The organism is Shimia marina (assembly GCF_001458175.1).
Taxonomy (GTDB): domain Bacteria; phylum Pseudomonadota; class Alphaproteobacteria; order Rhodobacterales; family Rhodobacteraceae; genus Shimia; species Shimia marina.
Map to the genome: position 1 here is coordinate 180,075 of NZ_CYPW01000017.1, position 23,450 is coordinate 203,524.

Annotated in this window: 31 protein-coding genes; 20 read left to right on the forward strand and 11 right to left on the reverse strand. The window is 57.3% G+C overall.

All coding sequences use genetic code 11. The features are described 5' to 3' along the window. Positions 1-338: 338 nt before the first annotated feature. Positions 339-686, forward strand: a complete 348-nt coding sequence (locus SHM7688_RS09170) for an ArsR/SmtB family transcription factor (protein ID WP_058239628.1) — start codon at positions 339-341, stop codon at positions 684-686. On the opposite strand, the gene SHM7688_RS09175 is transcribed toward SHM7688_RS09170, so the two are convergent. From SHM7688_RS09175 to SHM7688_RS09185, 3 genes are all read right to left on the reverse strand, one after another. Next, complete coding sequence (locus SHM7688_RS09175) at positions 613-1,152, reverse strand: ClbS/DfsB family four-helix bundle protein (RefSeq protein ID WP_058239629.1); 540 nt, start codon at positions 1,150-1,152, stop codon at positions 613-615. The genes SHM7688_RS09170 and SHM7688_RS09175 overlap by 74 nt on opposite strands. Positions 1,153-1,309: 157 nt before the next feature. Continuing rightward, positions 1,310-2,227, reverse strand: a complete 918-nt coding sequence (locus tag SHM7688_RS09180; protein ID WP_370733257.1) for a DMT family transporter — start codon at positions 2,225-2,227, stop codon at positions 1,310-1,312. Next, complete coding sequence (locus tag SHM7688_RS09185; RefSeq protein WP_058239631.1) at positions 2,224-3,108, reverse strand: LysR family transcriptional regulator; 885 nt, start codon at positions 3,106-3,108, stop codon at positions 2,224-2,226. The genes SHM7688_RS09180 and SHM7688_RS09185 overlap by 4 nt, the downstream gene beginning before the upstream one ends. 125 nt (positions 3,109-3,233) lie before the next feature. Here SHM7688_RS09185 and SHM7688_RS09190 point away from each other — a divergent pair, with 125 nt between their 5' ends. Next, positions 3,234-3,779 carry an FMN-dependent NADH-azoreductase gene (locus tag SHM7688_RS09190; RefSeq protein ID WP_058239632.1) on the forward strand — a complete coding sequence of 182 codons (546 nt, stop codon included), beginning with the start codon at positions 3,234-3,236 and terminating at the stop codon, positions 3,777-3,779. Between the two features lie 90 nt (positions 3,780-3,869). On the opposite strand, the gene SHM7688_RS09195 is transcribed toward SHM7688_RS09190, so the two are convergent. Then, the gene (locus tag SHM7688_RS09195) at positions 3,870-4,412 is read right to left on the reverse strand and encodes a prolyl-tRNA synthetase associated domain-containing protein (protein ID WP_058239633.1); all 543 of its coding nucleotides are present in this window, start codon (positions 4,410-4,412) and stop codon (positions 3,870-3,872) included. A gap of 265 nt (positions 4,413-4,677) precedes the next feature. On the opposite strand from SHM7688_RS09195, the gene ffh reads away from it, so the two are divergent. From ffh to SHM7688_RS09250, 11 genes are all read left to right on the forward strand, one after another. Beyond that, the gene (gene ffh, locus SHM7688_RS09200; RefSeq protein ID WP_058239634.1) at positions 4,678-6,213 is read left to right on the forward strand and encodes a signal recognition particle protein; all 1,536 of its coding nucleotides are present in this window, start codon (positions 4,678-4,680) and stop codon (positions 6,211-6,213) included. Between the two features lie 16 nt (positions 6,214-6,229). Continuing rightward, the gene (locus tag SHM7688_RS09205; RefSeq protein WP_144432535.1) at positions 6,230-6,574 is read left to right on the forward strand and encodes a hypothetical protein; all 345 of its coding nucleotides are present in this window, start codon (positions 6,230-6,232) and stop codon (positions 6,572-6,574) included. A gap of 16 nt (positions 6,575-6,590) precedes the next feature. Then, on the forward strand, positions 6,591-7,100 hold the full coding sequence (locus SHM7688_RS09210; protein WP_058239636.1) for a GNAT family N-acetyltransferase: 510 nt from the start codon (positions 6,591-6,593) through the stop codon (positions 7,098-7,100). Next, complete coding sequence (locus SHM7688_RS09215) at positions 7,100-7,645, forward strand: GNAT family N-acetyltransferase (RefSeq protein WP_058239715.1); 546 nt, start codon at positions 7,100-7,102, stop codon at positions 7,643-7,645. The genes SHM7688_RS09210 and SHM7688_RS09215 overlap by 1 nt, the downstream gene beginning before the upstream one ends. Further along, positions 7,645-8,250: a GNAT family N-acetyltransferase gene (locus SHM7688_RS20035; RefSeq protein WP_058239637.1), complete on the forward strand. Its 606-nt coding sequence runs from the start codon at positions 7,645-7,647 to the stop codon at positions 8,248-8,250. Before SHM7688_RS09215 ends, SHM7688_RS20035 begins: the two co-directional genes overlap by 1 nt. Further along, positions 8,243-8,539: a chorismate mutase gene (locus SHM7688_RS09225; RefSeq protein ID WP_058239638.1), complete on the forward strand. Its 297-nt coding sequence runs from the start codon at positions 8,243-8,245 to the stop codon at positions 8,537-8,539. Before SHM7688_RS20035 ends, SHM7688_RS09225 begins: the two co-directional genes overlap by 8 nt. A gap of 116 nt (positions 8,540-8,655) precedes the next feature. Next, positions 8,656-9,009, forward strand: a complete 354-nt coding sequence (gene rpsP / locus SHM7688_RS09230; protein WP_058239639.1) for a 30S ribosomal protein S16 — start codon at positions 8,656-8,658, stop codon at positions 9,007-9,009. 17 nt (positions 9,010-9,026) lie between these two features. Further along, entirely contained in the window at positions 9,027-9,656 is a 630-nt protein-coding gene (bluB, locus tag SHM7688_RS09235) for a 5,6-dimethylbenzimidazole synthase (protein ID WP_058239640.1), read from the forward strand. Between the two features lie 65 nt (positions 9,657-9,721). After that, on the forward strand, positions 9,722-10,240 hold the full coding sequence (gene rimM, locus SHM7688_RS09240; RefSeq protein WP_058239716.1) for a ribosome maturation factor RimM: 519 nt from the start codon (positions 9,722-9,724) through the stop codon (positions 10,238-10,240). Beyond that, positions 10,240-11,046 (forward strand): tRNA (guanosine(37)-N1)-methyltransferase TrmD, encoded by an 807-nt coding sequence (gene trmD, locus SHM7688_RS09245; protein WP_058239641.1) that lies wholly within the window; start codon positions 10,240-10,242, stop codon positions 11,044-11,046. Before rimM ends, trmD begins: the two co-directional genes overlap by 1 nt. A 97-nt stretch (positions 11,047-11,143) precedes the next feature. Further along, entirely contained in the window at positions 11,144-11,479 is a 336-nt protein-coding gene (locus SHM7688_RS09250) for a YegP family protein (RefSeq protein ID WP_058239642.1), read from the forward strand. Positions 11,480-11,545: 66 nt separating this feature from the next. On the opposite strand, the gene SHM7688_RS09255 is transcribed toward SHM7688_RS09250, so the two are convergent. Both SHM7688_RS09255 and SHM7688_RS09260 read right to left on the reverse strand, forming a co-directional pair. Then, on the reverse strand, positions 11,546-12,649 hold the full coding sequence (locus SHM7688_RS09255; protein ID WP_058239643.1) for an SEL1-like repeat protein: 1,104 nt from the start codon (positions 12,647-12,649) through the stop codon (positions 11,546-11,548). Between the two features lie 139 nt (positions 12,650-12,788). Continuing rightward, the gene (locus SHM7688_RS09260) at positions 12,789-13,604 is read right to left on the reverse strand and encodes a glycoside hydrolase family 25 protein (protein WP_058239644.1); all 816 of its coding nucleotides are present in this window, start codon (positions 13,602-13,604) and stop codon (positions 12,789-12,791) included. Between the two features lie 367 nt (positions 13,605-13,971). Here SHM7688_RS09260 and rplS point away from each other — a divergent pair, with 367 nt between their 5' ends. The 6 genes from rplS to queF all read left to right on the forward strand — a co-directional run bounded on the left by rplS (position 13,972) and on the right by queF (position 17,024). Then, complete coding sequence (rplS, locus tag SHM7688_RS09265; RefSeq protein ID WP_058239717.1) at positions 13,972-14,346, forward strand: 50S ribosomal protein L19; 375 nt, start codon at positions 13,972-13,974, stop codon at positions 14,344-14,346. Positions 14,347-14,357: 11 nt separating this feature from the next. After that, complete coding sequence (rpmE, locus tag SHM7688_RS09270) at positions 14,358-14,579, forward strand: 50S ribosomal protein L31 (protein ID WP_058239645.1); 222 nt, start codon at positions 14,358-14,360, stop codon at positions 14,577-14,579. A 177-nt stretch (positions 14,580-14,756) separates the two neighbouring features. Then, positions 14,757-15,461: a 7-cyano-7-deazaguanine synthase QueC gene (gene queC / locus SHM7688_RS09275; RefSeq protein ID WP_058239646.1), complete on the forward strand. Its 705-nt coding sequence runs from the start codon at positions 14,757-14,759 to the stop codon at positions 15,459-15,461. Then, on the forward strand, positions 15,461-15,814 hold the full coding sequence (gene queD / locus SHM7688_RS09280; protein ID WP_058239647.1) for a 6-carboxytetrahydropterin synthase QueD: 354 nt from the start codon (positions 15,461-15,463) through the stop codon (positions 15,812-15,814). The genes queC and queD overlap by 1 nt, the downstream gene beginning before the upstream one ends. Next, the gene (gene queE / locus SHM7688_RS09285; protein WP_058239648.1) at positions 15,811-16,518 is read left to right on the forward strand and encodes a 7-carboxy-7-deazaguanine synthase QueE; all 708 of its coding nucleotides are present in this window, start codon (positions 15,811-15,813) and stop codon (positions 16,516-16,518) included. Before queD ends, queE begins: the two co-directional genes overlap by 4 nt. Positions 16,519-16,559: 41 nt before the next feature. After that, the gene (gene queF / locus SHM7688_RS09290; RefSeq protein WP_058239649.1) at positions 16,560-17,024 is read left to right on the forward strand and encodes a preQ(1) synthase; all 465 of its coding nucleotides are present in this window, start codon (positions 16,560-16,562) and stop codon (positions 17,022-17,024) included. A gap of 32 nt (positions 17,025-17,056) precedes the next feature. Here the strand turns inward: queF and SHM7688_RS09295 are convergent, their stop codons facing one another. The 3 genes from SHM7688_RS09295 to SHM7688_RS09305 form a co-directional block, all read right to left on the reverse strand. Next, positions 17,057-18,823: a PHA/PHB synthase family protein gene (locus SHM7688_RS09295; RefSeq protein ID WP_083499003.1), complete on the reverse strand. Its 1,767-nt coding sequence runs from the start codon at positions 18,821-18,823 to the stop codon at positions 17,057-17,059. A 137-nt stretch (positions 18,824-18,960) separates the two neighbouring features. Then, the gene (locus SHM7688_RS09300; protein WP_223229229.1) at positions 18,961-20,373 is read right to left on the reverse strand and encodes a DUF3179 domain-containing (seleno)protein; all 1,413 of its coding nucleotides are present in this window, start codon (positions 20,371-20,373) and stop codon (positions 18,961-18,963) included. A gap of 100 nt (positions 20,374-20,473) precedes the next feature. Beyond that, a complete protein-coding gene (locus tag SHM7688_RS09305) occupies positions 20,474-20,890 on the reverse strand; it encodes a VOC family protein (RefSeq protein ID WP_058239650.1) in 417 nt (138 codons plus the stop codon). A 192-nt stretch (positions 20,891-21,082) separates the two neighbouring features. Here SHM7688_RS09305 and SHM7688_RS09310 point away from each other — a divergent pair, with 192 nt between their 5' ends. Further along, positions 21,083-21,496 carry a hypothetical protein gene (locus SHM7688_RS09310; protein ID WP_058239651.1) on the forward strand — a complete coding sequence of 138 codons (414 nt, stop codon included), beginning with the start codon at positions 21,083-21,085 and terminating at the stop codon, positions 21,494-21,496. A gap of 19 nt (positions 21,497-21,515) precedes the next feature. On the opposite strand, the gene SHM7688_RS09315 is transcribed toward SHM7688_RS09310, so the two are convergent. After that, on the reverse strand, positions 21,516-22,007 hold the full coding sequence (locus SHM7688_RS09315; protein WP_144432536.1) for a hypothetical protein: 492 nt from the start codon (positions 22,005-22,007) through the stop codon (positions 21,516-21,518). 224 nt (positions 22,008-22,231) lie between these two features. After that, positions 22,232-23,374 (reverse strand): trans-sulfuration enzyme family protein, encoded by a 1,143-nt coding sequence (locus tag SHM7688_RS09320; protein ID WP_058239653.1) that lies wholly within the window; start codon positions 23,372-23,374, stop codon positions 22,232-22,234. Positions 23,375-23,450: the final 76 nt, after the last annotated feature.

Genomic DNA, 23,450 nt, shown 5'->3' on the forward strand with positions numbered 1-23,450 from the left:
TCAAGAAATGCTGTTTGAGCGCCACTTTGATCTCTGAAATAGTCAAGATATCACATTTATCTGGTCAGCACCCATGCCTCATGTCTTTACCGCGCTTTGGCGCGCCCCCAGTCTCTTTGCCTCTTTCCTCTCCAGCCCCTTGCACAGAGCTTACCGCAGCATCCAAAGCCTCGTGTCTCCCGCTCAGCCCATCTCGCCACATCTGAGAAAAGACGCGGGTCTGCCAGACGAAACACCTCACTCAGCCCCTGACACGCAAATGCATCATCTGCGCCCGCCCTGGGTCTGATCGCGCGCCCACTCTTTCCCCCAAGCCCACAAACCGTTAGGAGAAGAGCATGTCTGACGCCCTCGACACTGTCTTCTCTGCCCTCGCCGACCCTACCCGGCGTGCGATCCTCACAATGCTGCTTGAAGACGACATGGCTGTGACCGACGTGGCAGAGCCCTTTGACATCTCGCTGGCCGCCATTTCCAAACATCTGATGATCCTCACCAAAGCCGGGCTGATCTCTCAGGAGAAACGTGGCCGGGTGAAATGGTGCAAGCTGGAGCCAGACGCCCTACGCCCTGCCTCTGTCTGGATGCAGGGGTTCGGACAATTTGAGCCCATCAACCTCGATGCCTTTGAGCGGTTTCTGGCAACTGAGCTGCCTGATCCATCTGCCGCAGACACGCCCGAATAAATTTCGCTGCCGATCGATAGTGAGAAGAGGCTGCCGCCTCTGCCCAACGTCCAGTGCTCCAGTTATTGTTGCCACCTTTCATTGGCGCCCCATAAAGCTCATCTTGATCAAGACGATCCACCAATGCGTGCCATCTTTGATGCGCCATCACAAACCGCAACTTGGCCTCTGCCCAGCCCACCTCCGCATTTTCTGAGAGCACGTGATCATTGTATGTGCGCAGCTGGTTCCATTTATAGCCCGGCGCAGGAAAGGCCACAATTTTGCCCGCCTGACCATCAGCATACCAGCCCAGAAAGAGATCAATCCAATGCGCGCGATGCACCAAAACGTCGCAGATACTCCAATTGTCATCAACCACAGCCTGAGCTGCACCCGCCGGCACGGTGGCAATCACCTTTAGAAGGGTACTAAATTCCTTATCGGCGATCGCCAACAAATCTTCTTTCGTCGTTGCTGCAGGCATTCAATTTCCTCCTGCACCAAAGATACATCCTACTTGCCCCATATGTCTTTGATCAGGATCATAAGCTGCCCAAGGGTAAATCTGTACATTTACAGCCCCTCAAACAGCCCTGAGCATTCAAATGATTCTCATTTGGCAGATGCCATCTGTGACCAGATTAGAAGTCTTTCTCCAACAGCAGATAAAGCGCCACACAGGTCAAAGCGATCCCCACAAGCACCAAAGGCGACGGGGCGCCATTGCCCAAAACAATCTCCCAGCAGATCACCCAGCTTGGAACAAGATAAGTGTATGCCATCACCTTGGCACTGGGCAGATGCAAAGCCGCAAACTGTACCAGCACAAATGAAGCGGCACTGGCAAAAACAGCCAGATACAGGATAATCAACCAGACCTGAGCCGAGACCATTGCCCAGTCGGTCTGTAAAATATCGTGTGCGCCATACAGCAGCAAAACAAGCAATCCGGCCAAAAGTGTCCCAAACGTGAAAACAACCGGAGCCTCACCGCGATTGAGCCTGCGTACCATGGGCGTGTAAAGTGCGTGCAGGACACACCCCCAAAAGTAGTAGAGTTCTCCTTGTCCGACCTCAAAGCGCCGAAACGCCTGCCAGTCAGCGCGAAAAATCACCCATAGCGCCCCAAGCGCGCCAATTGTAAGCGCAATCACCATCCGGCGGGTGGTGATCTGCCCCAAAAGTCCCCAGCCAAACATGGCCGACATGATCGGCGTGAGCGTGAAAACCGCAGCGGTGCTCACCGGATGCGCGGTCTTCAATCCCTCAAACATCAGAACAAAATAACCTGCAAACAATCCGCCCAAGATCAAGTAGCGCCAAGGCGCTCTCCACGCACTGCTCGGCAAGCCCTTGGTCGCAAGTGCAACCACGCCAATCACAACCGCAGCGATCAAAAAGCGTACCGCATTCAGCGCCGCAGGTGGCAAGGCATTGGCGCTCATCGCACCGAGCGAAAATGACCCCGCAACCAATGCCGAAAACAAAAGCATCGCCAGGTGCCCCCGCAACGCTAAAGTCAGCTTCGGCTTGCGCATCGGTCGTGCAAAGGGTCTCATCCGTTGACCACCCATTCCTTCGCACGCCCTTTCAAAAAATTCAGAAATGTCTGAACTTTGGTGGTTCGGTGCAGATCCACATGTGTGATGAGGCGCACATTGATATCCCACTCTGGATTGCTCGGCATCACTTCAAGCAGATCACCAGAATTCTGAGCGGCCCAAACCGGCAAAAAACCAAGCCCTGCCCCACGACGCACGGCGGCCTCAATTGCCCGATCAGATGTTGACCGGAACACAACTCTGTCACGCGGCACACGCGCCTTTAGCCAGCGATAAAAAGGCGCGCGACTGTCTGGATTGTCATGGCCGACAAATCGGTGATTGACCAAATCCGCCTCATCCTTGGGCGCGCCATGACGCGTAACATAGGCACTTGCCCCATACATCGCAGCAGGCAGCTGCGCCAATGGCTGCACCACATTGTCCGGCTGCACCTGCCCGTCCCCCGCACGAATGGCCACATGGGCTTCTCCATACTCCAGCCGAAACACACGATCCCCGGTTAAAAATCGCACCAAAAGATCAGGATGCTCCTCCTGAAAATCAGCCAATATAGGCGAAATCAACGGGGCCAATCCCCCAAGAGAGGTCACGACCAATTCACCCGCCACATCGGCTCCACGGCCTTTGATGCGCCCCTCCAGCTGACCAAACTGATCATCGGTGGCCTGCGCCACCCGCATCAAGTCTTCCCCAGCCTCGGTGGCGGTATAGCCACGCGCATGACGCTGAAACAGCTTTACTCCAAGCTGCGCCTCCAAAGCATCGATGTGTCTGATCACAGTGGCATGATGGACGCCAAGCGCTTCCGCTGCGCCACTCACCGTCCCCAATCGCGCCACCTGAAAGGCGGTGCGCACTTCATCCCAGTTTTTCATCAGGACACCTCTGTGCAAATATCAACAATTCATGCGCATTAGCTGCTATTGTGTGTAAAATTGCAATACCCCATCATTTTGTCAGACGGCACAGACGCTCACAGATAAATCGAAGGTATATCACCATGACACACACAGTCCTGCACATCGACTCTTCCGCCCGTATTTCAGATTCCCTCTCGCGCGCAGCATCCGCCAAATTGGTGTCTGAACAAAATGCCGACACCGTTGTGCGCCGTGACCTGGCAACCACCACACTCCCCTTTCTGGACGAAACCTTCACACAAGCCACGTTTACGCCGCCCGAGGCGCGCACAGATGTGCAAAACGCCGCTCTTGCCCTCTCAGATACGCTCGTCGCCGAACTGCAAGCGGCGGACACTCTCGTAATAGGTGTCGCCATGTACAACTTCTCAATCCCGGCTGCACTGAAGGCTTGGATTGACCAGGTCGCCCGCGCGGGCGTCACTTTCGCCTATACCGAAGAAGGCCCCAAAGGCCTCCTGAGTGGCAAAAAGGCCCTTATCACCGTCGCTTCAGGCGGCACGCCCATTGGTTCAGAATTCGACTTCACCAGCAGCTACCTGCGCTTTGTCTTAGGTTTCATTGGCATCACCGATGTGACAATCCTTGACAAAGAGGGGCGGGAAATTGCCCCCAAAGCCGCATAAATCCATGCACAGCCGCCGGGTGCCGATATGCGCCCGGCCATGGCAACCGAAAGCCAATCACATCGCCAAAACGCCTGTAAAGCCGCGCCTTCAATCGCACGCCATCTCCAAAAACTCAGGCGTCACGTCAAGTTTCTCCAGAAACGCCCATAGCGCACTGACCTCCATTGCCACCGTTCGGTCATTCACCAAAGGGTGCACGTAGATCACATCTGCCTCTTTCACGGCGTCATCCATAAAGAACCGCACGCCTTTCTCTGCGCCGTTGATCATCGCCAGCGGTGTCACCGCACCGGGCCGCACGCCAAGGTTCTCCAGCAACCGGTCTGCGGAGCCAAACGACAGATTGCCCACGCCCAGCTGCGCCCCCAGCACCTTCAGATCAATCTCGCGATCCTGCTCCAGCGTCACCAGATAATTGCGCTTCTTCTTGTCCCGCAGATAGAGATTTTTGATGCGGAGGGCCTTTTCACCGGGGACAATCATCGTCTCTTCCACGGATTTGGCATCCTCCACCGTGCGCAGCGGTACATGCTCATGCAGCACATAAGGAAGCCCCCAGTCGTCAAGCTGCGCCAAAAGCGCGTCTGAGCTGACCGGCAATGTATCCTGAAACTGAGATGATGCGTCCATGAATGCCTCCCCTATGTAGATCGCTCCTCCATGCCGCAACGGCGCATACGGCGAAACCCCAAAACCGCCTGCTATACTTGACTCTGCGACTCCACAGGCGTAAACGGCCACTCAATTCCGGGAGTCCGTCATACTTCCGGTCCCTTGGCCTATGTGCCGGGATCGCCCCCCGTCAGCGAGTTTCGCCCACGGGGGACATTGGCGTTTGGGCGGTTCGCACTTATGTTCGGGCCATAATGGAAGCGGTGATAAGGAGCCGGTAGCGATGTTTGAAAATTTAAGCGAACGCCTCTCTGGTGTCTTTGATCGCCTGACCAAACAGGGTGCCCTCTCTGAGGACGATGTAAAAACCGCCCTGCGCGAAGTGCGTGTGGCCCTGCTTGAGGCCGATGTCTCGCTGCCCGTCGCGCGAGATTTTGTCAAAGCGGTGCAGGAAAAAGCCACTGGTCAGGCCGTTACCAAATCCGTGACACCGGGTCAGCAGGTTGTGAAAATCGTTCACGATGAGCTGAAAGCCGTCTTGGCTGGCAATGACGATGCTGAACCCGGCACGCTGAAAATTGACAACCCGCCAGCGCCGATCCTGATGGTCGGCCTGCAGGGCTCTGGTAAGACCACCACCACAGGTAAGCTTGCCAAACGCCTGACAGAAAAAGACGGCAAGCGCGTGCTGATGGCCTCGCTCGACATCTACCGCCCCGCCGCGATGCAGCAGTTGGCTGTCCTTGGCACCCAGATCGGCGTTGATACCCTGCCCATCGTGGCAGGCGAATCCGCCGTTCAAATCGCCAAACGCGCCAAGCAGCAGGCCACCTTGGGTGGCTATGACGTCTACATGCTCGACACTGCCGGTCGTCTGCAGATTGACGAGACCCTGATGCAAGAGGTCGAAGACGTCCGCGATGCGGTCACCCCGCGCGAGACCCTATTGGTGGTCGACGGGCTGACCGGTCAGGTGGCCGTGGAAGTCGCCGAAGAATTTGACGGCAAGATCGGCATCTCCGGTGTGGTCCTGACCCGTATGGACGGCGACGGCCGTGGCGGTGCGGCACTGTCCATGCGCGCGGTCACCGGCAAGCCCATCAAATACGTCGGTCTCGGCGAAAAGATGGAGGCGCTTGAAACCTTCGAAGCCGACCGGATCGCTGGCCGTATTCTGGGCATGGGCGACATCGTAGCCCTTGTTGAAAAAGCGCAGGAAACCATCGAGGCCGAACAGGCCGAACGCATGATGAAGCGCTTTCAGAAGGGCCGCTTCAACATGAATGACATGAAGATGCAGCTTGAACAGATGCAGAAGATGGGCGGCATGGAAGGCATGATGGGCATGCTGCCAGGCATGGGGAAAATGGCCAAACAGGTACAGGATGCCGGTTTTGATGACCGCATGATCGTGCGCCAGATCGCCATGATCCAATCCATGACCAAAATGGAACGCGCCAATCCACAACTCCTGCAAGCTTCCCGCAAAAAGCGGATTGCCAAAGGCTCCGGCATGGAGGTCTCCGACCTCAACAAGCTGCTCAAGATGCAGCGCCAGATGTCTGACATGATGAAAAAGATGGGAAAAATGGGCAAAGGCGGCATGCTCAAGCAAGCCATGAAAGGCATGATGGGCGGTAAAGGCGCGCCTGACATGGCTGGCATGGACCCGTCTCAAATGGATCCCAAAGCTCTAGAAGCCGCAGCCAAAGCCATGGGTGGCAAAGGCGGTCTGCCTGGAGGTCTCGGGGGACTTGGCGGTCTGGGTGGCGGCATGGGGCTGCCGTCTGGCTTGTCCGGTCTGGGCAAGAAGAAATAAGCAGAGGTCTATGATCATGAAATATCTCCCCCTTGTTCTGTTGTGCTCTCTCGCTGCCTGCGGTGACGTGATCACCGTTGATCTGGACACAGCACCAGATGGCCCCGTGCGCGGTGATTATCGCACCGTGCTTGACGGCATTCCCACCACTGTGACCGCGCGCGCCCATGAGGCCGAGGTGAACTTCACCGAAACCGGTGGCTCCATCGGCTATGGCAAGCTCTTTGCTCTGGCGGATACGGAACTGCGCCGCCAAACAGGCTGTCGCGAAGTCCGCATCCTGAACAATGACACCCAAAAGCTGCAGTCCGGTGTCTCAAGCAGCTTCATTTTTGAGCTCGATGAGTGTCCCCCGGTTTAAGCTGACGTAAATCCACATGACCATTGCGCCCACCATATCCACAGCACGCCTGACGCTGCGCCAGCCCGAAGCCGGAGATTTCCCTGCTTACGCGGGTTATTGCGCCAGTGATCGCGCACGCTTTGTGGGTGGCCCTTTTGACGCGGTGAAAGCATTTGAGAAGCTGGCGGCGATGGCGGGCCACTGGGTACTACGCGGCTTTGGACGATATATTATCGAACATAAGGGCGCACCTGTTGGCCACGTTGGCCCTCTGGCGTTGGAAAGTGGCCAGGATCCAGAGATGACTTGGACGCTCTGGAACGAAACCTCCGAAGGCAAGGGGATCGCGAAAGAAGCCAGCGCCGCAGTGCTGGATCATTTATTGCAAGACGCGCAATGGGCAGGCCTTATCTCACGTGTGGATGCACAAAATACGCCGTCACGTAGACTCGCTGAAAGTCTCGGTGCCACGTTGACAGATGAAGCCGCGCCAAGCTGGATGCCTACAGCGGTCACCTATCGCTTTCTGAAGGTGGGCGTATGATGCGTTACGAAGTTCCCCAACTGGAAACAGAGCGTCTCATCCTACGCGGTCACCGCGAAAGTGACATTGCCGCAGAAAAAGCGTTCTTTGCGACGGATGCGTCCCAATTTGTCGGCGGCCCGATACCGCCGCACCGCGCGTGGCGCACCGTTGCCATGATGATGGGCCACTGGGCGCTGCGCGGATTTGGCTTCTGGGCTTTGGAAGAAAAGGCGACCGGCGCATATGTCGGTCGGGCTGGCCTCTGGTTCCCTGACGGCTGGCTGGAAAAAGAAATCGGCTGGACCCTCATGAATGATGCCACAGGCAAAGGCTATGCCACCGAGGCCGCCCTCGCAGCCCGCACCCATGCCCATGACGTCCTTGGCTGGGAGACCGCGATCTCTCAAATCGACCCGAAAAATGACGCCTCCAAAGCTGTCGCCGCACGCCTTGGCGCGCGCTTTGAAAAACACTTTGAAGATCCCGAATATGGGCAGATCGAAATCTGGCGCCACCCTGCACCAGCCGATCTTGTGAACGGCGGTATGGAGGCCTATGCCTGATGCCACAAAAGACTATTCCCATTCTCGAAACCAAACGCCTGATCCTGCGCGGGCCAGAGCCTGAAGATTATCCAAACTTCAAGGCCACCTTCGCCTCTTACCGCTCCCGCTTCATGGGCGGACCGCTTAATGCCTATGAAACATGGATGCTTTATGCGGCTGAAATTGGCCACTGGAACATTCGCGGCTATGGCATGTGGATGATCCACGACAAAAACACCGACGAAACACTCGGCATGGCGGGTGGCTGGTTCCCGGCCAAATGGCCAGAGCGCGAAATCGCATGGATCATCTGGCCTGACAAAGCCGGACACGGCTATGCCCTTGAAGCGACCCATGCTGTGCGCCGCTATTTCTACCATGATCTGGGCTGGGACGGTGCCGTGTCTTACATCGACCCAAAAAATCTGGACAGCATCCGGCTGGCCGAACGTTTGGGCGCCACCAAGGACAAATCCGCCCCATCGGTGGATGGGCACGACGTGGTCTACCGCCACCCTTCGCCCGAAGCACTGGCTTCCTCTCAGATTGGCGACGCCATCGAAATGGAAATCAGCCACTACGCCGATCCGATGTTCAAACCGAAAGGCTACGCTCTTGACTGACGCTGTATCCCGCGCCGCAGATGTGCTCAAAGAGCACCGCGAAAGCATCGACCGCCTCGATGCGATCCTCGTCTACACGCTGGGCGAGCGTTTCAAACACACGCAGGCTGTCGGGAAACTGAAAGCCACCCACGACCTTCCCCCGTCCGATCCCGATCGCGAAGCGAAACAGATCGCACGTCTCGAAGATCTTGCAAAACGGGCCGATCTGGACCCCGAATTTGCCAAGAATTTCCTGAATTTCATCATTGCTGAGGTCATTCAGCACCACAAGAAACATCAGGAATAGCAAACCGTTGAACAGACAGAACTCTGTTCTTCGACACCAACCCGCACCGTGCTGGTGCACACACTCTGCACCACCGAAACACACCGGTGCACACGCCATTACTAGGAGATAACACCATGGCTATGAAAATTCGTCTCGCCCGCGGCGGTTCCAAAAAGCGTCCTTTCTATCGCGTTGTTGCAGCGGACAGTCGCATGCCACGTGACGGCCGCTTCATCGAGAAGCTCGGCACCTACAACCCACTGCTGCCAAAAGACAGCGAAGAGCGCGTAAAACTGAACATGGAGCGCGTTCAGTACTGGCTGGACCAGGGCGCACAGCCTTCTGACCGTGTGTCCCGCTTCCTGGAAGCTGCTGGTGTTGTGACCAAGAAAGAGCGCAACAACCCGAAAAAAGCTGAGCCTGGCAAAAAAGCCAAAGAGCGCGCAGAAGAAAAAGCTGCAAAAGCGGCTGAAGCTGCAGAAGAGTAAGACGGACCGGCCCCGGAATGACAAAGTTCTCTTCCGAATTCCGGGACGATCTGCACCGGCTCATGCGGTGGCGACGCGATGTGCGCCGCTTCCGCACCGATCCAGTGGACGAGGCACTCCTTCAGGCGTGCCTCGACACGTTTCAGCTCGCCCCTTCCGTGGGCCTGTCAGAACCTTGGCGTGTGGTGCGCGTCGATAGCGACCACGCCCGCACCGCCGCTCTCAGAAATTACGAAACCGCCAACGCAAAGGCGCTCAAGGGCTACGGCAGCGACCGGGCCAAGCTTTATGCCAATCTCAAACTTTCCGGCATGAAAGAGTCTCCTGTCCAATTGGCCATCTACTGCGACGAAGCCACCGCCAAAGGTCGCGGCCTCGGGGCTGGCACCATGCCTGAAATGCGCCGATACTCCGTGGTGGGGGCCATCACCCAGTTCTGGCTCACCGCGCGCAGCTTTGGTCTCGGTGTGGGCTGGGTTTCCATTTTGGATCCGGCACAGCTCAATCGCGATCTGAAGGTGCCCGAAGACTGGGCACTGGTAGCCTACCTCTGCGTCGGCTGGCCAGAAGAGCTTTCGGAAACCCCCGAACTTGCCAAAGCTGGCTGGGAAGACCGCGACAGCGCACTCTCCATCCTGAGCCGCTAAGCCTCTCCCTTGCGTCCCCGCGCGCAATCGGAGAAAACAGCCGCATGCAAAGCAAAGGCCCCGCCATGAGCGATACCCCTTCTGATCTGATCTGTGTTGGCGCCATTGGCGGCGCCTATGGTGTGCGCGGCGAAGTCCGCCTCAAAAGCTTCACCGCAGAAACACATGCCCTCGAAGACTATGCCCCCCTGCTGACAGAGGATGGTGCCTTTGAATTTACGGTGACCATCACGCGCGGCATCAAAAACGGGCTTGCAGCCCGCCTGTCCGGCATCGCGACCAAAGAACAGGCTGATGCCCTCAAGGGCGTGAAACTCTTCGTGCCACGTGACCGACTTCCAGAAACCGAAGATGATGAATATTACTACACCGATCTTGTCGGGCTGGAGGTGCGCGACACCGGCGGCGCGGTATTGGGCAAAGTAAAAACCGTGGTCAACCACGGCTCCACGGACATTCTTGAAGTGCTGGTGCCCGGCAGTTCCGACACCGTATTGCTGCCGTTTACACTGGCCGCTGTGCCAACCGTCGACATCGCCTCTGGCCGCATCATTGCCGACCCGCCTGAAGGGCTGTTTGATTGATGACCAACGAGACCAAGAAACCCAAATCCCATGGTCGCCTGTCTATTTCAGCCAGCCTGAAACCGCGTGAGCTGATCACCCACAACCCGAGACTGGCCAAGGTCTGGTCCGCGCGCATCATCACGCTCTTTCCCGATGCCTTTCCCGGCGTATTGGGCGAAAGCCTCACCGGCAAGGCGCTCAAAGACGGCAAATGGCAGCTCGAAACAACCAACCTGCGGGACTTTGGGCTGACCAAACACCGCAATGTGGATGACACCCCCGCTGGCGGTGGCGCAGGTATGGTGTTGCGCCCTGATGTGCTTGGCCCTGCCATTGAACACACCATGCGCGGCGCGCGCGGCAACTGGCCGCTGGTCTACCTGTCCCCCCGTGGCCGTCGCTTTGATCAAAGCATGGCACGCGCCTGGTCACAGGCCGATGGCATCACCATGCTCTGCGGCCGCTTTGAGGGCGTGGATCAGCGCGTTCTGGATCACTACAATATTCAGGAGGTCAGCCTCGGCGATTTTGTCCTCACCGGAGGGGAAATTGCCGCACAGGCCATGATAGACGCCACCGTGCGCCTGCTGCCGTCGGTGCTGGGCAATGCCGACAGCATTGAAGAAGAAAGCCACTCAAACGGCCTGCTGGAACACCCGCAATATACCAAGCCAGCTGAGTGGCAGGGGCGCACCATTCCTGACGTGCTGATGTCAGGTCACCACGCCAAAATCGAACAATGGCGCCGCCAGATGTCAGAAGACATCACCCAAGAACGCCGCCCGGATATGTGGGATGCCTTTCAGGCGCAAAAAGACAGTTGAATCTCCGCGTATAGCTCAGGCGCAACCAAATCCTTGCGCCTCGGCCACTCTCTATGCTCTTGTCCCTGCATATGAATTTTGAACAGGGACCACGATCATGGCGGCAAAATTTGAACTCTACACTGATAAAGCCGGTGAATATCGCTTCCGCTTGAAAGCAGGCAACGGCGAGAACATCCTCGCATCTGAAGGTTACAAACAGAAAGCCAGCTGCGAAAACGGCATTGAATCCGTCAAAAAAAACGCGTCCGAAGATGCTCGCTATGAGCGCAAAGAAACGGCGGCAGGAAAATATATGTTCAATCTCAAAGCCACCAATGGGCAGGTGATTGGCACCTCTCAAAGCTACACCAGCGCTTCTGGTCGCGACAATGGGATTGAATCCGTCAAGAAAAACGCACCAGAGGCTGCGGTTGACGATCAAACCGCGTGATCCCTTAAAACGCGACGCAGGCCCGGCACCCCACGAGCAGAGCCTGCGTACCACTGCAGAAGAATGTCAGGGCGTTTTCTGCAACCGGTCGATCCCTGACAGCTCCCCCACAATCACTTTGATGACTTTTGACCGCATCGGCCCGAGACGGCAGTCTTTCTGAATGTCGGTGTCTGCGCAGAACTGCACCACAGCATTCAACGTGCGCGTGTTGAAAATGCCCGTCGTGCGCCCCACGGCGTACCCTCTGGCGCGCATCTCTTCCTGCAACACATGCACATAGGCGTTTTTGTCGAGGCGCGAGACCACAAACAGCGCGCGTTCAAAATCGGGATTTGGCGTTCCGGCAACAATCTCTGTCGCTGACGCGCGGAAGGCGCGGTGGCTTTGTGTAGCATATGCCAGATAAAGCGCCTGCTCGGCACGCACCCTTGTGCGAATGCTCGGATGCGCCACCATTTCAGCACGCAAAGCAAGTGCTTCTGCTCCGCGCTCCTCCTGCAGCAGTTTGAGAAGCGCCTCCGCCGCTTTACCACCTGCCTTGGCCTGATCCTGTCGGGCCACATCCACCAACTGCGCCTGCAGCTTCGCAGCATTCAGATCAAACTCCGCGCCTTGACGCATGGCAGCCAATGCAATTTGCATCGAAGGAACATGGCCCGCCTGCGCAAATCGCGTCAGTTCTTTGCGGCCAAACGCGATATCCGACTGCGCTCCAAACCGTTTCTGATAGTGATAGGCCGCACGCAGAGCCTGCGCCCGCTCAATGCCAAGATCAGAGGCAATATCAAGCTGCTCCAGAGACGCCAGCGCTTGCTCTTGAGACATCAACAGCTTTGCATAGGAGGTGCGCGCCCCATCGCGCCCGCTCTTAATCGCTGCCTGATACCAAAGCGCCGCCGCCTCCGGATCTACCGCCGTGCCGACGCCTTTAAGGTGGTAGTAGGCCAGTTTGGCCTGTGCCCGCGCGTCCCCCTCCTGAGCCAGCGCATGCATCGCCCCAAACGCGGCAGAGGCATCGGGCGCCCCATGCGTTCCGATCCGCAAAGCTTCCGCAGCGGCATAACGCTGCTTTGGTGTTACCTCCTGCGCGGCAGACGCCGAGGCTTCCGTGAGTGATAGCGTCACAATCGCGCTGACCGTGAGTGCCAAAAATGCTCTGCGTGCCATAACGGCCTCCTGTATTTGGGGTGCTCACAAGATGCCAAAGCGCGGCCCACTGCACCGAAGGCGAAACGTATACCGCACTACTCTTTGGGTTAGGCCCCCGCTCTTTTTAACAGGTGCGATTTTACAATCCGCCCTGAGATTAACGCTCCTGCCAGCGGATCCAGCCTTCCGGCGCGCCACGAAACACGTTCAGATCCACCGGCCCCTCAATGCCAGGAACGCGCCCCGTTCCGCTGTATTGCCAGAACACCCAATAGGCACCCGGGTAGGTTTTCTGCGGATGGGCCGCCACCGATCTCAACCAGAACTCCGTATCATGCAGCGTGCCAATGCCCGTGTCCGCAAAGAAATCCACCGTGGTGTAGATCACCGGCCGCCGCCCATAATGCGCCTCCAGCAGATCAAGAAATTTGCGCGCTTCCCGGCGCACATCCCGTCCATGCGGTCGCAGCCGGCAAGTCTTGGATTTCGGCGTCCACTCCATATCCAGCACATGCGGCAAGGACGCGCCACGTGGGACATTGCGGATAAACCACCGCGCCTGTTCTTCCGCAGAACGGCAGAAATAGTAGTAGTGATACGCCCCCCATGGCACCCCGGCAGTTTCTGCGCCCCGCCGATGCGTCGCAAACATCGGATCGGCCACATCGCCACCTTCCGTGGCCTTCAGAAAAGCAAAACTCACCCCCGCGCGCTGCGCCTGCTGCCAATCGATGTCCGTCTGCCATCGGGACACATCAATCCCATGCACCGGATAGGTCTGCGGCGCGCGCCTGTCCCACTCTACAGGGTCATCATCCCCAAAGTCCGGATAGGTCACAACTTGCGCCGCCAAAGCCGCAATCCGAGCGGCGTCCTGCGCCTCTATCTGCTCCAGAACAGCGGGCTCAGGTGCGCGACGACCACACCCCTGCAAACTCGCCACGATCGCCATCGCAAAGACTATCAAACGCATGTCACACCTACACTCAAACCACACCAATTGCGGCCACTAAACCGCGCAGTGGTCACCAAACGCAATAGCAGCTCTCCCCAAAGCGCCTGTCGCGCAGACAACCGCCACTCCGTTCTTGCATCAAAGACCTGATTGCCCTATGCACCGCCTGTCTGCGGCTCTTTATGAGTCGTTCGGACGTGCTGTGCATTGTATAGGCCTTTGCTTTCTTCGGCTCTGGTGGCAATCCCAGCACACGAAAGACAAGAAAAGACGACCTGACCCTCTGGCGGGCGCTCACATGTGGCGGATCCGGAAGAAGACCAAGAGTTCTGAGGTGCATCAAACCTTTGTGGATATAACCACAAGCAACATAGGAGATGATCCAATGGATCTGATCGCACAGCTCGAAGCGGAGCAGATTGCTACGCTGGGGAAAGAGATCCCCGATTTCAAAGCCGGTGACACCATCCGTGTCGGCTTCAAAGTGACCGAAGGCTCGCGCACCCGTGTGCAGAACTACGAAGGCGTCTGCATCAGCCGCAAAAACGGCTCCGGCATCGCTGGCTCGTTCACTGTTCGCAAGATTTCCTTTGGCGAAGGCGTGGAACGTGTGTTCCCACTGTACTCCACCAACATCGACAGCATCACTGTTGTGCGTCGTGTTCGTGTACGTCGCGCCAAACTGTACTACCTGCGCGCACGTCGTGGTAAATCCGCACGTATCGCAGAAGACACCAACTACAAGCCCAAAAAAGCGTAAGGAGTGGTCTCATGAAAAAAGATACCCATCCCGATTACCACTTCATCGACGTGAAAATGACCGACGGCACCATCATCAAGATGCGTTCCACCTGGGGCAAAGAAGGCGACACCATGGCGCTGGACGTAGACCCATCCGTGCACCCCGCATGGAACGGTGGCTCCACCCGTCTTATGGATGCCGGTGGCCGCGTGTCCAAATTCAAAAAGAAATACGAAGGTCTGGGCTTCTGAGCCTCACCACCTTTGTAGAAGAGACGCCGCCTCCCTCGGGGCGGCGTTTTTTATTGGGCAGATCTCCTCTCCCACAGAGCTGTGAAGATCGCGCTCTTGCCTTTGCCCGCACGCCGCTCTAAAAGCCGCGCGCACCGGTCGCAGCCTACCCGGTACATCAAAACAAGGGTTACAAAAATGAAAACTACTGTTGTCTGCTCCGGCGGACTGGACTCCGTGTCTTTGGCCCACATTGTGGCTACCGAAGGCAATCTCTCCCGACTGGTCTCCTTTGACTACGGCCAACGCCACCGCAAAGAGCTCGACTCCGCTGCGGCCTGTGCGGAACGCCTTGGGGTGCCCCATCACATCATCGACCTGCGCGCGGTTGGCGCCGCCCTCACCGGCTCTGCCCTGACCGAAGCGGATGTGGATGTGCCCGATGGGCATTATGCTGAGGAAACCATGCGCATCACTGTGGTGCCCAACCGCAACGCCATCATGCTGACCATCGCCTATGGCATCGCCGCAGCCAATGGCGACCGTCGCGTCGCCACCGCTGTGCATGGCGGGGATCACTTCATCTATCCTGATTGCCGCCCTGGCTTTACTGAGGCCTTTGACACCATGCAGCAGGCCGCGCTGGAGGGCTATGCCGATGTGCGCCTGCACACGCCGTTTGTCCACCGCAGCAAAGCTGACATCGTCGCCGATGGCGCAGCTGCCAACACGCCCTTTGCGCTGACATGGTCCTGCTACAAAGGTGGCGCACAGCACTGTGGCCGCTGCGGCACCTGTGTGGAGCGGCGTGAGGCCTTTGACCTTGCGGGTGTCAGCGATCCGACACCCTATGAGGATCCGGATTTCTGGCGCACCGCCGTGGCCGAGCGGGAGGCAAGCTGATGTTTCGCATCTCCAAAGAGTTTCACTTCTCCGCCTCCCATCAACTCGCTCATCTGCCCGACGATCACCAATGCGCGCGCCTGCATGGGCACAACTATATCGTGGTGGTCGAACTGGCCGCCGCCGAGCTGAACGCCGACGGCTTTGTGCGCGATTATCACGAGCTCAAACCGCTGAAATCCTACATCGACGATCACTTTGATCACCGGCACCTCAACGATCTGCTCAACGTGCCTTCCACGGCAGAAAACCTCGCCAAGCATTTCTATGACTGGTGCAAATCCCGCTGGTCCGAGGTCGCTATGGTTAAAGTCTCAGAAACCCCCAAAACATGGGCCGAGTATCGACCATGACCCTGCGCGTAGCTGAGATTTTTGGCCCCACTATTCAAGGTGAGGGCGTGCTCATTGGTGCGCCCACAGTCTTTGTGCGCACCGGCGGATGTGACTACCGCTGCAGCTGGTGTGACAGTCTTCATGCCGTGGACAGCGCGCACCGGCACGACTGGCTCCCAATGGACCCAGAAGCCGTAATGACGGAAGTGCGTGCCCTGTCAGGCGACCGCCCGCTCACCGTGTCTCTGTCCGGCGGCAACCCAGCCATTCATGACTTTGCCCCGCTGATCGCACTGGGCAAGTCTGAGGGCTATACCTTCGCCTGCGAAACGCAGGGATCAATCGCCAAACCTTGGTTTGCCGCTCTTGATACGCTGGTCCTCAGCCCAAAGCCGCCCTCCAGCGGCGAAGAGGTGGACTGGTCCGCCTTTGAGCGCTGCCTTGAGGCTGCCGGGAATGGCCCGGAAAGCGTCATAAAGATCGTGATCTTTGATGATGCGGATTTTGCGTGGGCACAGGCCGCCCATGCCCGCTTTCCCGATCTGCCTCTCTATCTGCAACCGGGCAATCTGATGGTGGATCCTGACAAACCTGTCGATCTCACCGAAACCACCGCCCGGCTGGAATGGCTGATCGACAAAGTGGTGGCTGCTGGCTGGTTCGCCCCGCGCGTGCTGCCACAGCTGCATGTCATGGTCTGGGGCAACAAACGCGGCGTCTAAAAACGCCCCTCGGGCCCCTGGCCCATAGTTGGAGAACAAAGATGAGCGAAGACATCTACAGCAACCTAAAACAACTCGGTGGTGCAACCGTTATGCCGACAAGCCCGGAAGAGGCTGAACTGGAGCGTGTGGAAAACCCACAGGCCGATGTGGCCTATAACGTGCGCTTCACCGCACCGGAATTCACCTCCCTCTGCCCGATGACTGGCCAGCCTGATTTTGCCCATCTGGTGATCGACTATGTGCCCGGCAAATGGCTGGTGGAAAGCAAATCTCTGAAGCTCTTCTTGGGATCGTTCCGCAACCACGGCGCGTTTCACGAGGATTGCACCGTCTCCATCGCCCGCCGTCTGGCCGATTTTCTGGAGCCCCAATGGCTGCGCATCGGCGGCTACTGGTATCCCCGCGGCGGCATCCCGATTGATGTCTTCTGGCAAACCGGCGCGATGCCGGAAAGCGTCTGGATCCCCGATCAGGGCGTGCCCCCCTACCGCGGACGTGGCTAAAACCATCTCGCCCCTGCCACGCCAGGGGCGCTTTACCCCATGCGCACGTAGCTGCCCGGCGCATCAGCCAAACCCTCGGACATCTCAAGCACCGCGCCTTTCGGGCTGGAATGCGCGGCAAGCCAATCCGCCCATGCCAGCCACCAACTGCCCTCTTGCTCCTGCGCCACATTTAACCAGTCTTCCGGCGTCAGCGCTGGCGCGCTGTCAGCTGTGGTATGCAAACGGAAATGACGGCGCTTGTGACCCGGCTCAGAAATCACGCCAGCGTTATGCCCCCCGTTGGTCAAAGCAAAGGTGACATCCGCATGTGTCAGCCCGTGAATCTTGTACACAGATGTCCAAGGCGCCACGTGATCGCTTTCCGTGCCAACGGCAAAAACTGGCAGCCGAACATCCCGCAAGGAAATCGCATGTCCCTGCACCGCATAGCGCCCCGCAGCCAGATCGTTGTTGAGATACATACGTCGCAGATAATCCGCATGCATCCGAGCCGGCATGCGAGTGGTATCCGCATTCCACGCCATCAGATCATTTGGCGGAGCGTCCGGCTCCCCCATCAGATAGCTGCGCACCATACGCGACCAAATCAAATTGTTCGAGCGCATCACAGCAAAGGCGCTGCCCATCTGTGCGCCATCCAAATAGCCCTGCGCGGCCATCATGTCTTCAAGTGTCGACAACTGGCTTTCATCGATGAACAGATTAAGCTCACCCGCCTCGCTGAAATCTGTCTGAGCGGCCAGCAATGTCACCGTCTTCAGGCGGTCATCTCCTTTTCGCGCCAAGGCTGCCGCCATAACCGACAATAGCGTGCCGCCCAGACAATACCCGCAGCCATGCACAGCGCTCACCTCAAGGCTTGAACAAATATGGTCAAGCGCAGCCAGAGGCCCCTGCTCCAGATAATCCTCCATGCCGAGCTCACTGTCCGATGCATCAGGATTGCGCCAAGACACCATGAAGACCGTAAACCCCTGTGACGTCAGATACCGCACGAGCGAATTTTCCGGCTTCAGATCAAGAATGTAGTACTTCATGATCCAGGCGGGCATGAGCAAAAGCGGCTCAGGATGCACCACATCCGTCGTGGGCGCATATTGTATCAATTCCATCAAATGTGTGCGCAACACCACTTTGCCCGTGCTGACCGCCACCTCGGTCCCCACTTGAGAGTTAGGCACCTCCTGCCCAGCCCCCATTTTTTGTGGCATGTGATACGCCGCCCAATCCTCCCAGAACTGCGCGCCCCCGCGCATCAAGTTCTGGCCCTGCTCCTGCGCGGTCTTTTCCAAAACCTCAGGGTTGGTGAGCAAGAAGTTCGAAGGCGCCAAAGCATCCATCATCTGCCGCGCCAGAAACGTCATGGCCTTGTCACGGGACAGATCCAGCCCTGGCACCTCTGATGTGGCCTGATCCGCAAAATCCTCTGCAAGCAGAAACCCCTGCGCCAGCGCCGCAAACGGCGGTTTCTCCCAGCCCGGCCCATCAAACCGTCGGTCGCCCTTCTGAGGTGCGATTGGCCGTGCCTGCGGATCATCAGGGCAGCCCTTGGCCACAAACTCCCACCAAGCGGTCCAATGTGCCTGCGCCTGCTGCGCCAGTTCAAGCTGCTTATCTGGCGCGCTCATCAGATGCAGCGCCCAATCATTCATCATCGAAAGAGTGGACACCGGTGATACACCACCTAACTGCTGCGCCCAGAACTGGCGCAAAGGGCGCGTCTCTGTACCCGCCTGCTTATTGGTGACCTGCTCCGAAGAGGCCGCCTTTCCTGTTTCCGCCCCAAGATCTTTCATATGCTCGCCGCAAAGTTGTTACACAGCCCAATATAGACCTAGCGTGTAACAATCCCACTACTGCACACAAAACTGACCTATCTGTCGCACCTAAAAACGAGTTGCTGCCACCGAATGCATCACATCAAAGCAACCCTTTAGCCCTGCCACAATTCTGTCCCCGGATAGAACTGCGACCAGGCAAACCAGAAGGCCTGATGACTGCCCAGATCCTCCCCATTGGCATCCACAGCCTTAACGCCGCCACCGTCCATTACCAGCCGCACGTTTTCCACGGCGATCTCTTCACCACGCTGCAATGCCAGCATAGCTTTGGAGCGCTGGAACGCCACAGGCGTGCCTGAGGCGGTCACAACCCCGATCACATCCTCATGCACAGAGAGCCGCGGATCCACGTCACCCACCGGGAAGATCGGCCCATCTGCATCGCGCCCATTGCGGAAATCAAAATCCCGCCCCAGCGCCAGCGCCTCCACCAGAACCGTTGTATCAGGATGTGCTGCGCGCCACTCGCCCCAAGTGGTGGTCACCACACTTGCCTGCTTGAGTGTCACGCCTTTCTTGGCCAGCGGCCCTGTCACCGCTTTGCCCAGAAACGTATCAAACACCGAATAACTCTCGACGTCATACATCACTTTGTTAGATCGGATCAGCATGCCGGAGGTGCGCAGCACAGGGCGCTTTACACCCGCAGGCACATCATCGGTGAAATAGGCCTGCGCCGCACCGCACAGGGTACAATAAGGAATGCCAAGGTCGCGCCCACCCAGAGAGTCATTCACCATCTCCCGCACTTCCATGATGCGCCGGGGATAGGCCCGCGCCTCCCCATTCACTTCAATGCCAAAGACAACATCGCTTTCTTTGAGCCATGTCGCCTCTGCCGCGCTGCTGACCTCTGGATTGTCCACAGCCGGGATGCAGTTGCACAGCTCATCTGTTTCATCAAAGGGACGATCATCAATCAGCACGCCGCCCCACGACACATGACGCCAGTCAATATCGCCTTTCACAAACAAACGGTCCCACTCTGGCACAATCGCTGTAAAAATCGCCCGTTTGGCCTTCAGATAGCCGGGGGGCTCCGGAATATCCCAAGCGATCAGATGATCCGTGATCACGCCCCATTCATTCTGACGCGGCCGCTCAATCTCCAAAAGCTCCGCTGCTGCATCGCTGAGCACGAAGTTTAACTCAGGCGAGCTGACAAAGCGCATCAGATCCGCAATGATCCAGACAAGACGCGCATCTCCCGATGCAGAAATCACAGCGAGCGCTTCGCTCTGATCAGGCCCCCATCCGCCATCGCGCATACTGTCCACAAATGTGGTTTTCACCGCCGCGCGCAGCTCTTTGGAGAGCTTGCCATTGGGCACAACTGGCGGCTGGCCAAATTCGGCCATAACATGCGCGGGCACCTCCACATGGTTTTGCCCCCAGGCCTGCTGCGCACCGATCAAAACCCCCAGACCGACCATGGCACTCATTGCCCAATGCCGCACACGCATCCCGATCGCCTGTGCCTCAACACCAATTGCCCCATTTGCCATGACAGCCTCTCTCACAAACCCATTTGCCCCACAGTCGCGGCAAATGCGCCCTGCGGCCAATCACGATTGCTTCAAGGATAGGTGAGTTGGCGACCGCAGATCATGCCACCTGCTGATGCACCTCAATGACATTGCCCTCAGGATCCAGAAAAAACACCTGATGCCATTCCTTTGCAAAGGCCGTGCCATAGTCTGAGTAGGGTACATCATTATCTTCCAACACCTGAAGAAACGCCGCAATGTCATCCGTGCGAAATGCAATATGACCACGATCCACCGGGTTGATCACCTGCCCGTTGACAAAGGCCACATCCAGTCGACGCTCCGCTAAATGCATCTGCATATCGCCATCCGTCGCAAAGCGGATCTTGCCGTCATATCCAGAACTGTCATCAGCCTGCGTACGCGGAAACTCGTCCTGCGCAATGTCGTCCAATCCCAAAACTCTGGTGTAGAAATCATGCAGACGATCCACATCATGAGAGACAAAATTGATGTGGTGAAATTCCAGTTTCATTGGCGGTTCCCTTGATCAGCGTGATAGAGGCCTCCAAAGCATGAAGCCGCCTCAACCCAAGAAGATCAAGCGTGCAATTTGACGCTGACTTTTTAATTGATCTGCGTGAAACACAGCCATTGCATTTTGATCGCAAGCCGTGAAAAACCAAAAAGAAAACCACCTCACAATGCTTCACAGAAAGCCCAGCGCATGGTCAAAACATCAACATTTTTCCCTCTGACGATCGCCCTTTTCCTAAGCGCCTGCGGCGGCACGATGCATGGTGTTGTCCGCGGCGAGGGCACGCCTGTCGCCTTCTCCTATAAGCAAGGCTTGGATCGGGACACATATACGGCTGTCATGAATGGAGAGACCTTTACCGGCGAAGCCATTTATCCTGACAACAACGCAAACTACGATCTGGGCGTGAACCCCAATCCCGGCATCAACGATGATGACTTTGCCATGCGCATCAGCGGCCCGGTGCCTGCAACCCTATTTGGCAACAAAGGGTCAACCATGCAGTGCAACATGCTCTATGCAGACAGCTCCGGCTTTACAACTGCGGGCGGGAAAGGCGTCTGCCTGCACAGCGCTGGCAAAATCATCGACGTACTCTGGTAGTGGTTCGCGGCGCGCAGGCTCAGACGTCTGCGTTGGCCTCATCCATAAGCTGCTCCACAAAGGGCGGTTCACCAAAGCTGCGAAACGCGCCGCCCTCTGAATGATAGGCCCACCGCGCCACAAGCAATTGGTATTCGCGCAGGTATAGATCCTGCGTGCCGTCGCCCATTTCGGTCATCCGTGTGCGCCAGGAACCTTGCACCCGTGTTGGCAACTGAATCTCTTTCCGGTCTGGCGGCGGCACATCCTTGGGCAAACGGTACGTGGCCACTTCCCACTTCCGCCTGAGCAAAGCAACCAGCTCTGCGGCCTGCTTCTTGCGGCGCCCGGCGAAAACCACCTCCACTTCGACGTCGCCCTGTACCAAACCCTTTATGATGACATCGCGGCGTGTGTTCTTTCCAAACTTCGGTATCAACTGAACAACCAGCTCAGTGGGAGGCTTTTTAAACAGCCCTTTGTCCTCATAGGACGGGGTAATCAGAGATGGGTTTTCAAGGCGTTTCTTCACAGTCAAGGTCTCGCGCAGCATCCGGCACCAAAGCGCCAGACAGAATGCCTGTCAAAATTGTCCAAACGCCTTAAGAATCGATTGGCAGAGCCGCCATGAACGCTCTGCCAATCTGGTAAATTTAACGCACATCAAGAGGGCATCAGACGTTGATGTCACTCCGACAATGTACCGCCCCCATACCGACGCGATACAGATGCGATACTGACGCAAAACATATGCGCTTATTGCCCCATAGCCTGCCCAAGGTCCGCGATCAGATCATCGGCGTTTTCAACACCAATCGAAATCCGCAACAAGGTCTCAGGAATGCCGGTGTGAGGCTCAATCGTATGACGGTGCTCTACCAGGCTCTCCACGCCCCCTAATGAGGTCGCACGATGAAAGAGTTTCATCTTTCCAGCAACTTGAAGCGCTGTCTCCCGAGAGCCTTTGACGAGAAATGACATCAAAAACCCCGCCCCGCCCGGCATCTGAGCCTTGGCCAATGCGTGTTGGGGATGACTCTCAAGCCCCGGAAACAAAACGCTTTCGACCTGAGGATGATCCTCCAGATAATGCGCGACTTTCATAGCGTTATCAACCATCCGATCCACCCGCAAAGCCAAGGTCCGCATCCCCCGCAAAAGCAACCAAGCCTCAAACGGCCCCATCACGGCTCCGGCCCCAGCGCGATCAATCTCAATCTCTTGCCAAACAGGTGTCACTTCCTTGGTCACCAACACGCCACCCAATACATCTGAATGCCCATTGATCACCTTCGTGGTCGAATGCATCACAATATCTGCGCCCAATTTCAGAGGGTTGGTCAAAATTGGCGACGCCGCTGTACTGTCGACCGCCAACAATGCACCGCAGCTGTCAGCCGCCTTTTTGGCAGCGGCCAAATCGGTGACTTTGAGCCAGGGATTGGACGGGGTCTCCACCCAAACGATATTGGCTGGACCGGCACTGCACATCGCAGCAAGAGCCGCCGCATCACTGGCATCAACCTCCTCCACAACAATCTGGCGACGCGCGCAAAACTCCCGGATCCACTTGGTTGTATTCCAGTAAATCCCACTTTGAATGATCACACGACCGCCACTTGGCACCGTGCGAAACAACGCCGCTATCGCCGCCATACCCGAAGGAAACAGCAAGCCCGCTGCCCCGCCTTCTAGCTCTGCCAGAACGTGCTCGGCTTGGCGCACCACATCATTGTGGGGCCGTGAATAAATGTTATCGGCATTCAGCGGGGTGTAATTTTCATCACGCGCATAGGTGGTCGCCGGCTGGATCGGCGGCACAACACCTCCGCTTTGCATGTCAATTGCCCCACCGGCCTGCGCCAGCAAAGTTTCAGGCTGCATATCTTTGAAATCCATTGGCTTTTCCCTCTCGCTCTTGGCCCGCACCAGAGCCCAGAGACGCAGAACTTGCAACCCCAAGCGCGGGACGTGT